Below are 9,900 nucleotides of genomic sequence, written 5' to 3' on the forward strand. Positions count from 1 at the left end.
CCTGGGCCCGGTTCGTCATCGCCGAGGTGCACGCGGGACGTGCGCTCGACGACGTCGCCGCGGAGGAGCTGGCCGCACGAGCATCCGCCGTCGATCCGCATCGCGCTCTGCTCGACCTGCTCGCACCCGATCTCGCCGCGGACCCGGCCGTCGTCGCGATACTCCCGCGCCACATCGGCTGACCTCGCATGTGGCGTTGACGCGCACGTCATCGGAGGGTGTAGCAATCAACTCTCATCGGGACAGCTGTGCACAGCTTCAGAAATCGCGTTGGACAGAGCATCAACGAATGCGTAGGGTTTCAGTTGTAAGTGAAACTGTTGTTGCGGATATCGACGGCTTCACCGATCGAAAGAAGGATGTCATGTCTTCCACGCTCCTCACGCGAGGGACACTTCTGGTTGATGACGCGCTCAAGGACCGCGCCGTCGAAGCTGTGCAAGCGGCACGTGACGAGCAGATCGTTGAGCTGACGTTCACCACCAGCACGGGTCGCACGGTCACCATGGACCCCGCAATCATCGACCTGTTCAGCCACATGCTGACGCGTGTCGCGCTAGGCGGAGAGCTCACCGTACACACCGTCCCAGAACTGCTGTCGACCATCACCGCGGCCGAAATGCTCGGAGTCTCGAGACCGACGCTGATGAAGTTCATCCGGAGCGGTGAACTTGAGGCAGTCATGGCCGGATCCCATCACAGAGTTCGCTCGGCCGACATCAGCGCACTCCGCGAGAAGCGCGAGCTTGCGCGACGCGCAATGGCCGACGATCTGCTCGCGCTAGGCGACAACGAAGACGAATAGAAGACGGATAGCCTGGCGGGGTGCGCGTACCCGTTGCATTCGTCGACGCCAATGTCTTGTACTCCAAGACGTTGCGTGACTGGTTGATGCTCCTGCGCATCGAAACCGGTGGGGGGATGTTCGCACTGTGCACCTCCGAGGACAGTCTCACCGAAGCGCTCTATCATCTGCGAAAGAGTGAGCCTGCAGCGCCCGGTGAGTTCACCGGGGAGATCCAGAAACGCATCCGCGAGTACTTCGACGATGTCATCGACGCGTTTCCCGCCATCGAATTCCCCGGCGACGACGAACACGACCAGCACATTCACGCCGCCGCCACGTTCGTCAACTCCGCATACCTCATCGCCGATGACACCGGCTTCCAGAAAATCGACACCGATCTTCTCCCCTACGAAGTCCACACTGCGGATACGTTCTTCATGTTGGCCGCAGCGAATATGCCCTCAGCAGTGGATAGCGTGATCATTCGGCAGCTGAAGTACTACGCGGGGCGTGAGAACGCGAAACGCCTCGACGTCAAGCTGCAGGAAGCAGGCTGTCCGAGGTTCGCGGAATGTATTCGGTTGCACCTCGAGCACCTCGCCGCTGGTGAGTCGACACACGGAATCGCAGACGAGCTGATCCTCGCAGCACCTGCCCCGCAAGCATCCGCCGTGCTCGGGGTGCTCACCGACCACGCCCGCTGATCCACCCCCCGCTGGCCCCCACGCACACGAAGAGCGCCGATTCCCAAGGACCGGCGCTCTTCGGCGTCTGCGGTGCATCAGCCCTTGACGGCACCGGCCATCATGCCCGCGCCCAGGCGACCCTGGACGAAGAGGAACAGGATGACCACGGGCACCGAGATCAGCGTGGCGCCCGCCATGATGCCGGCCCAGTCGGTGGCCGACAGCTCGCTGCTGAACGTCTGCAGCCACAGCGGCAGGGTGGCGTTGCCCGGCTTCGTCATCACGACGAGGGCCAGGGTGTACTCGTTCCACGCCTGCAGGAACGCGAAGACGGATGCCGTGACGATGCCCGGTCCGAGCAGCGGCAGCGTGACCCGCATGAACGCCCCGAACCGGCTGCAGCCGTCGACCATCGCCGCCTCTTCGAGCTCGGCCGGGATGCCGTGGATGAACCCGCGCAGCAGCCACACCGTGAACGGGACGACCGTGCCGATGTAGAGCAGTGACAGGCCGCCGACCGTGTTCAGCAGGTGCCAGCCGTCGAGCATGCGGAACTGCGAGATGAACAGCGCCTCGGTCGGGATCATCTGCACGATGAGCACGAGCAGGATGATGAGCCCGCCGCCCTTGAAGCGGAAGCGGCTCACCGCGATGGCGGCGAAGAACCCGAACAGCACGGCGACCACGACCACGATAACGGTCACGCCCGCGCTCATGCCGAGCGCCGACCAGAAGCCGCTGTCGGCGAGGATGCCGGCGAAGCTGTCGAAGCTCAGCGGGAACGGGAAGAACCGCGGTGTGCGCGAGAACAGCTCCTCGTTGTCCGAGAGGGCGGTGTTCACCATCCAGTAGATCGGGAAGACGAGGAGCAGCGCGGCGGCCACGGCGACGCCGTTCCAGGTGCGCCGGCGGGCGTCGTTGCGATTGCCGATGGTCCGGCGCGAGCGCGGCGGCACGACGGCGGCGATGTCGGTGGTCCTGGTCATGGTCGGGGCACTCATTCCGAGACCTCCTTCTGCTGGGCGAACATCTTCGCGATGTACTTCCAGGTGAGCAGCAGCGTGAGGATGAGCACGATCGTCGCGAGAGCCGACGCGTCGCCGTACTCGCCCTGGCCGATGCCGATCCGGTAGATGTAGGTGCCGAGGAGGTTGGTCTCCTCGATCGAGACGCCCGCCTGCTGCAGCACGTAGATCTGCGTGAACACGCGCAGATCCCACACGATCTGCAGGAGTCCGACGATCATGACCGCCGGGGTGATGAGCGGCATCGTGACGTGCCGGAAGCGCGTCCAGGGTCCCGCGCCATCGAGCTCCGCCGCCTCGAGCACCTCGGTGGGCACCTGGGTGAGGGCGGAGTAGATCATGAACACGATCAGGGGCAGGCTGCCCCAGATGACGGTGATCGCGGCGATCGTGAACACGCCCATCGGAGTGGAAGTCCACGGGAAGCCGGCCATGTCGGGGAATCCGATGCGCGCGAGCACCCAGTTCACCAGGCCGTAGCGGGCGTCGAACAGCCACTGCCAGATGACCATGGTCACCAGCGCCGGCGTCGCCCACACGAGCAGCAGCGTCACCTGCAGGGCGATGCGGGCCCAGCTGCTCACCTTCGTCAGCAGCAGCGCGATCAGCATGCCGATCACCATCGACAGCGACGCGCACACGGCGCAGAAGAGCACGGAGCGGAAGAACACGACCCACATGTTGGGGTCGGTCAGGATCCTGCCGTAGTTCGCCAGGCCCACCCATTCGGGCTCCTGGCCGAACTGCTGCGCCAGCCCGAACTTCTGCAGCGACATCACAAACTGCTGCAGCAGCGGCCAGCCGAGGGCGATCAGCACCGCCGCGAGGAGCGGCGCGATCAGCAGGTACGGGAGCAGCGCTCCCCGCGCGCGGCGCGGCCGCGTGCGGGGAGCGGGCTGCTGCGGGGACGCCTCGGGGGCGACCTCGACATCGATCACGGGAGTGGTCATCATCAGTCGCCGTTGAGGGTCGCTTCGATCTTCGCGCCGATGCGCGTGACCACCTCGTCGATGTCCTCACCCTTGGCGATCGCCGAGTAGAGGTCGACCGGGATGTTGTTGCCCTCCACGATCGCCCAGTTCGGTGCCGCCGGGGTGAGGGCGCTCGTCTCGGCGATCTGCTGCTGCAGCTCGGCGTCGACGATGCCGTCGGGGATGGCCGACGCGAAGGTGGTGTTGCCGGGGACCCAGCCGGAATCCTCGGCGAGCTGGGTCATGAAGTCCTCGCTGAGGATCAGCTTCATGGCCTTCTTCGCGAGCTCCTGCTGCGACGACTTCGCGGCGATGCCGACATTGGAGCCGCCGAGGAACTGGTGGCTCTCGCCGCCGGCCTCGACCGGAGGAAGCGCCATCACACCGGTGACGTCGGCGAGCTCGGGAGAGATGCTGTCCTGCGCGAACACGCGGTAGGAGAACATCGCGACCTCGCCGTTGTTGTACGGAACCCAGGGGTTGCCCGCGGTCTCCTTCGCGTCGAGCGCGCCGAGGGCCGAGCCCTGCCAGATGGTCTGCATCTGCTCGAGCGCGGCCTTGGCCTCGGGGGTGTCGAGTCCGCTGACCCAGGCGCCGTCCTTCTCCTCGGCGTAGTTCGCGCCGTGCGAGAACAGCCAGCCCTCGAGCCCGTGCACGTCGACGACGGGGAAGTAGATGCCCTTGAAGCCCTCGACACCGTCGGGGTTCGCCTGCTGCACCGTGGCGGCTGCGGCGACCAGGTCGTCGAGCGTCTCGGGAGCGGCGATGCCCGCCTTCTCGAGCAGATCGGTGCGGTAGAAGACGACGCTGGTGCCCGCGTAGAGCGGGTAGGCGTAGGTCTTGCCGTCGAGCGTCGCCTGGTCGACGAAGCTGGGGATCAGGTCGTCGCCGTCGACCTCGTCGTACAGGTCGGAGATGTCGGCGAGCGCCCCGACGTTCGCGAACGTCGCGGTCTTGGTGTTGCCGATCTCGACGATGTCGGGGGTCTCGGACTCGCTCGCGAGCGAGGTCTGGAGCCGGGAGACGATGTCATCCCAGGGCTGCATCTCCACAGTCAGTGTGGAGCCGGGGTTCTGGGCGGCGAACTCGTCTTCGAGCCACGCGACCGCATCCTCGGACACGGAGTCCTGCATGAGCCACACGCGGAGGTCTCCGCTGTCGGCGTCGCCTCCGTCGTTCCCGGTGCCTGAGCTGCAGCCGGTGACGGCCAGCACCGCGGCCAGTGAAGCGGCCGCCGCGATCAAGGTGCGTCTTGCCATTCTCGTTCCTCCATGGTCTTCCTCGACGGGCCCGAAAGGCGCCCGATGAACGGGTGGTTCAACCGTTTCTCACGCTAACGTGCAAACGGTTGCATTACAATAGCTTCTTCGTTGAAGAGGGTGTAACGGTTGTGTTTCTGTTTGATTACCAGGGATAAGTCAGTGGTTGCGGGGAGCGCGGTGCAGCGATCACGACCTTCGGGGGTGTGATCCCTGCACCGCGTTGCACAAGGTCAGACGGCGATGGCCGCCGTGGCGCGGGTGACGGTCTCCAGCACCGAGATCGGTGCGAGAAGCTGCGCCGTGGGGATCGGGGCTGCCCCCGTCGCGAGCATGCCGGCGAACGCGTCCACGCCGGGCTGCACGTAGTCGGCACCCAGCACGATGTCGCGGCTGATGACCCCGTGGCCGCCGACGGCCGTCGCGCGGAACGGCACCTGGCCATCGCCGTCGGGGCGGATGAACTCGAGCGTGACGAGCACGCCGCCGACCCGGTAGCGGGCGACGACCCCTCCCGGCAGGCGCTGCACGTCGATGTCCTCGGGCTGCCCCGGCACGAGACGCTGCGCCACGTCGGCGATGTGGATGCCGTAGAAGAAGATGCCGCTGTACGGGCTGGCCGCATCCGCGGGTCCGGTCACGGTGACCGCCTGCAGCTCGCCGATCGATCCGAGGCCCTCGGCGATCGCGTCGGTGTCGGCCACCCAGCGCAGCGCCGACGACGAGGTGAGCACCGTGCCGCCACGCTCGGCCGCGGCGACGATCTCGTGCGCATCGGCGATGCTCGCCGCGAGCGGCTTGTCGACCCAGACCGGCGTTCCCGCCTCGAGGAACGGCACGGCGTGCGCCCGGTGCAGCGCCCCGTCGCGCGAGGTGACGATGAGCGCGTCGATGCTGCCGAGCAGGTCGCCCGACTCCGCGACGATCTGCTCGATGCCGCCGAGTTCCGCGAGCTCGCGCGTGCGGTCATCCTCACCCGCGACGAGCGCGACCACCCGCACCGGCACGTCATCCGGCCGCTCGACGTTGAGGTAGCGGATGATCTCCTCGGCGTGGCTGTTCTCGATGCCGACGATCGCGACGTTCTTCGTTTCCATGTCTCTCATCCTCTTTCACTCGTGGAGGTCGACGGGACGACCGGTGCGGGCGGACTCGTACACGGCGAGCACCACCTGCAGCGCCCGGCGGCCGTCGTCGGTGGTGATGGCGGGGCGACCGCCGCTGCGGATCGCCCGCACGACGTCGAGGTACTGCCGGCGATGCGCCATGTCGACGTCGCTCCACCCCTCCGGCACATCGTGCTCGACGAGCGAGTCGGCATCGGGCTGCGGCGCGGTGGCCGAGGCGAAGAAGGCGAGCCCGTCGTTCTCCATCACCGCGGTGCCCTGCGAGCCGTGCACGGCGAGGCGCACCGGAAGCCCCGGGTACGCCGCGGTGCTGGCGAGCAGCAGCCCGATGGCGCCGCTCTCGAACTCGATCGTGGCGCCCGCGACATCCTCCACCTCGATGCCCTCGTGCGCGAGACGGCCGGTCTTCGCGCTCACCGACACCGGGGTGCCGAGCATCCACAGGAGCAGGTCCAGTGCGTGGATCCCCTGGTTCATGAGTGCACCGCCGCCGTCGATCGCCGCGGTGCCGCGCCAGTCTCCGGACTCGTAGTACTCCTGCGGGCGGAAGAACGCCGACTCCACGACACCCGATGTCACGCGTCCGAGCGCGCCCTCGTCGATGGAGCGGCGGATGAAGGAGGCCACCGGCTGGAAGCGGCGCTGACTGATGACGGAGACCGTGCGTCCGGAGGTGCGTTCGGCGGCCCGCACCCGATCGGCGGATTCGAGCGTGACGTCGATCGGCTTCTCGACGATCACGTCCACCCCCGCGTCGAGGGCGGCGGCCACCGCATCGGCGTGGAAGGCGCTGGGCAGGCAGATCGCGGCGAGGTCGACGCTCTCGGCGCGATAGGCCTCGGCGGCCGACGCGTGGAACGGCACGCCGTACTGCTCGGCGAGCGCACGCCCGCGCGCCTCGTCGAGGTCGACGATCGCGGCGAGCACGCCGGCGTCGCCGAGAGCCGCGACGAGACGCGCGTGGACGGCGCCGATCACCCCGGCGCCGACGATCGCGATGCGCAGCGGTTCGGTCATGATGTCTCCTGTCGTGGGGGTGGATGCCGGAGGTGTCGGCGCAGTCGGCGGGGCTCGGTCAGCGAGTCTCAGTCGGCCGGGCGCGACCAGGCCAGCGCGGTGCCGCCCTGGTCGGCGGATGCCTGGGCGAGGAGGGCGAGTCGGGTCGGGGCGAGCGAATCCCGCGTTCCGACCTCGGGGGTGCGCCCGTCGGCGAAGGCGTCGAGTGCCTCTTCGGCCGGACGTCGTCCCGGCGGCAGATCGAGCGCGCGGGTCGGCTGATCGTCGGTGGTGACCTCGACGCGGCCGCGGGCCCAGAAGATCTCCGCGGTCCCGCGGGTGCCGACCAGGCGCAGCCGGTAGTCGCCGTGCACGTCGGAGGCCTGCGGGGTGAGCCAGCTCACCTCGGCGGAGACGACGGTGTTCGGCGTCGTGAGGGTGGCCGAGCCGTAGCGCGTGAATCCCTGGGCGCCGTCGAGCGGGGCCGATACGGCTCCCCGGATCACGCCCTCGTCGGCCGGCGCGAACAGGAGCGCGGCGTCGAGGTCGTGCACCGACAGGTCGGTCAGGATGCCGCCGTACTGCGCCGGGTCGAAGAACCAGCCCGGGCGCTGGGCGCGGTTGAGCTTGTGGGGGCCCGATGAGGTGACGCCGACGATTTCGCCCAGCTCTCCGGCGCGCACGACGTCGAGTGCGGCGAGGGTCTCGGGGTAACCGCGCTTCTCGAGCAGCAGGTTCACGGTGCGGTCGACCTCGGCGGCCACGGCCTCGATCTCGTCGAGCTCGGCGAGCGAGGTGCACAGCGGCTTGTCGGCGAGCACATGGGCACCGGCACGGAGCGCGGCGACGGCATCGGCGCCACGCGCTCCGTAGACACCGGCGATCACGGCGACGTCGACGCCCTCGGCGAGCAGATCCTCGGCGCGGTCGAAGGCGGGAACGCCGAAGCGGGCGGCGTGGTGCTCTGCGACAGCAGGGTCGGAGTCCTGTATACCGACGAGCTCGAACGCGGCGCGGTCGGCGCGGGTCAGCTCGTCGAGCACGTAGTCCACGTGCGGATGGGCGGCACCGATGATCGCGATCCGAGGCATGGGCGACAGTAAATCATGCGACCGGTTGCACGGTCAACCGCCGATCGTGCGCGCAGCCTCCGTGGTGGCGCGGACGACGAGGTGCGTGGCGATCGTCACGCGGGCATCCGAGCGCTCCCCGCTGGCGAGCACGCCGAGCAGCAGCTCGGCCGCCGCATCACCCGCCGCCGCCGACGCGGCCGAGATCGTGGTGAGGGCCGGATGCGTGCCGGAGGCGAGGGTGTCGTCGCATCCGATCACGCTGATGTCGCGGGGGACGTCGATGCCGCGCAGCGCGAGCCCCGCCATCACGCCCTGGGCGACCACGTCGTCGAAGGCGATCACGGCTGTCGCCTCGGAGGCGAGGATGCCGCCGACCGCGTCGCGTCCGCCGGCCGAGCTCGGGCGCCCCAACTCCTGCACGATGACCTCGAGTCCCGCGCGCTCGGCGGCCCGGGCGAGAGCGGCCCGACGCTGCTGGTCCGACCACGACTCGCGCGGTCCCGACAGGTAGACCACGCGGGTGTGGCCGAGGCGATGCAGGTGCGCGACAGCCTCGTCGAGCCCTCCGCTCGGATCGATCAGCACCCGCGCCAGACCCTCGATGTCGCGGTTCACGAGCACCACGGGGCGCGACGCGTCGAGCTCGCGGATGCGGTCCTCGTCGAGGCGCGGGGAGGCCAGGACGAAGCCCTCGACCTGGGCGCTGAGGCGCGAGGTGAGGTTGGCCTCGCGGTCGGCGATCTCGTCGGAGTCGCCGAGGAACACCGCGTAGCCGGCGGCGTCGGCCAGCGTCTGCACGCGCCGCACGAGCGGCGGGAAGAACGGGTTGGCGATGTCGGGGACGACCACGGCGACGTTGCCGAAGCGACCGGTGGAGAGCGCGCGCGCGGCGTGGTTCATGACGTAGCCGAGCTCGTCGGCCGCGGCCTTGACGCGTCGCACCGTCTCGGGGTTCAGCAGCTCGGGGCGGCTGAACGCGCGGGAAACCGTCGACCGCGAGACACCGGCCACGCGGGCGATGTCGCCGATCGTCACCGACGTCGATGCCGTCTTCCTGTTGCCTGTCACGTCACACACACTAAGCCCGTGCACCGTGGCTGCGCGCGTGCGAACCCTCGGGAATCTCCTCGTGGGGGCGGCGAGAACGCGAAACGGATCGCACGCGGGGGCTTGACTTTGCAAGCGGTTGCATTAATCTTGCGAATCATGAGCACGACGACGTTCGCCCTGCATGCCCACCCCGACCGCGCCGCGATGGGCGCTGCCGCCGCGCGATCGGCGGCGCGCACGCTGCGCGAAGCCGTGGCCGCTCGCGGCACCGCTCGGATGATCGCCGCCGCCGCCCCCAGCCAGCTCGACGTGTACCGAGCCCTCACCGCCGAGCCCGACGTGCCGTGGGACCGCATCACGATCCTGCACATGGACGAATACCTCGATCTCGACCCCGCGGCCCCCCAGCGCTTCGGCAACTGGCTGCGCACCCACCTCGTCGATGCGGTGCAGCCCGCCGCATTCCACCCCATGCGCACCGAGCTCGGCGCGGAGGCGGCGACCGAGGAGTACGCGGCCCTGCTCGCCGAAGGGCCCATCGACCTGGTGTGCCTCGGCATCGGCGTGAACGGCCACATCGCGTTCAACGATCCGCCCGACGCCGACCTCGGCGACCCGTGCCCCGTGCGCGTGGTGCAGCTCGACCTCGCCAGCCGCGTGCAGCAGGTCGACGACGACTGCTTCGATACGCTCGAGGCCGTGCCCACCCACGCACTGACGCTGACCATCCCGGCGCTGATGAACGGCGCCCACCTCGTGTGCGCCGTGCCCGATGCCCGCAAGGCCGAGGCCGTGCGGGCCCTGGTCGAAGAGCCGATCAGCTCGCACTGGCCGTGCACCGTGCTGCGGCGGCATTCGCGCTGCGAGGTGCACGTCGACCGCGACGCGGCATCGCTGCTGCATCCCGCACCGGCCGTGGCGGCCCC

11 protein-coding genes are annotated in these 9,900 nt (G+C 68.8%); 4 read left to right on the forward strand and 7 right to left on the reverse strand.

The window, feature by feature from the left end; all coding sequences use genetic code 11:
* The 3 genes from GZ67_RS20740 to GZ67_RS0105485 form a co-directional block, all read left to right on the forward strand.
* A partial coding sequence (locus GZ67_RS20740) for a hypothetical protein (RefSeq protein ID WP_036330150.1) occupies positions 1-182 on the forward strand: 182 nt, incomplete at its 5' end.
* A 182-nt stretch (positions 183-364) separates the two neighbouring features.
* Positions 365-805: a helix-turn-helix domain-containing protein gene (locus GZ67_RS0105480; RefSeq protein WP_051662360.1), complete on the forward strand. Its 441-nt coding sequence runs from the start codon at positions 365-367 to the stop codon at positions 803-805.
* Positions 806-825: 20 nt separating this feature from the next.
* Complete coding sequence (locus tag GZ67_RS0105485) at positions 826-1,491, forward strand: hypothetical protein (protein WP_051662361.1); 666 nt, start codon at positions 826-828, stop codon at positions 1,489-1,491.
* Between the two features lie 77 nt (positions 1,492-1,568).
* On the opposite strand, the gene GZ67_RS0105490 is transcribed toward GZ67_RS0105485, so the two are convergent.
* The 7 genes from GZ67_RS0105490 to GZ67_RS0105520 form a co-directional block, all read right to left on the reverse strand.
* Entirely contained in the window at positions 1,569-2,474 is a 906-nt protein-coding gene (locus tag GZ67_RS0105490; protein ID WP_081859895.1) for a carbohydrate ABC transporter permease, read from the reverse strand.
* On the reverse strand, positions 2,471-3,451 hold the full coding sequence (locus GZ67_RS0105495; protein WP_231481700.1) for a carbohydrate ABC transporter permease: 981 nt from the start codon (positions 3,449-3,451) through the stop codon (positions 2,471-2,473). The genes GZ67_RS0105490 and GZ67_RS0105495 overlap by 4 nt, the downstream gene beginning before the upstream one ends.
* Complete coding sequence (locus tag GZ67_RS0105500; RefSeq protein ID WP_029263119.1) at positions 3,451-4,728, reverse strand: extracellular solute-binding protein; 1,278 nt, start codon at positions 4,726-4,728, stop codon at positions 3,451-3,453. Before GZ67_RS0105500 ends, GZ67_RS0105495 begins: the two co-directional genes overlap by 1 nt.
* A 233-nt stretch (positions 4,729-4,961) precedes the next feature.
* Positions 4,962-5,825, reverse strand: coding sequence for a Gfo/Idh/MocA family protein (locus GZ67_RS0105505; protein WP_029263120.1), 864 nt, complete (start codon positions 5,823-5,825; stop codon positions 4,962-4,964).
* 15 nt (positions 5,826-5,840) lie between these two features.
* Positions 5,841-6,872 carry a Gfo/Idh/MocA family protein gene (locus tag GZ67_RS0105510; protein ID WP_029263121.1) on the reverse strand — a complete coding sequence of 344 codons (1,032 nt, stop codon included), beginning with the start codon at positions 6,870-6,872 and terminating at the stop codon, positions 5,841-5,843.
* A 68-nt stretch (positions 6,873-6,940) separates the two neighbouring features.
* On the reverse strand, positions 6,941-7,942 hold the full coding sequence (locus tag GZ67_RS0105515; RefSeq protein WP_029263122.1) for a Gfo/Idh/MocA family protein: 1,002 nt from the start codon (positions 7,940-7,942) through the stop codon (positions 6,941-6,943).
* Between the two features lie 33 nt (positions 7,943-7,975).
* Positions 7,976-8,992 carry a LacI family DNA-binding transcriptional regulator gene (locus GZ67_RS0105520; protein WP_029263123.1) on the reverse strand — a complete coding sequence of 339 codons (1,017 nt, stop codon included), beginning with the start codon at positions 8,990-8,992 and terminating at the stop codon, positions 7,976-7,978.
* 138 nt (positions 8,993-9,130) lie between these two features.
* Here GZ67_RS0105520 and GZ67_RS0105525 point away from each other — a divergent pair.
* A partial coding sequence (locus GZ67_RS0105525; RefSeq protein WP_197024976.1) for a 6-phosphogluconolactonase occupies positions 9,131-9,900 on the forward strand: 770 nt, incomplete at its 3' end.

Origin of the sequence: Microbacterium sp. Cr-K20, from assembly GCF_000708325.1 — a bacterium.
Taxonomy (GTDB): domain Bacteria; phylum Actinomycetota; class Actinomycetes; order Actinomycetales; family Microbacteriaceae; genus Microbacterium.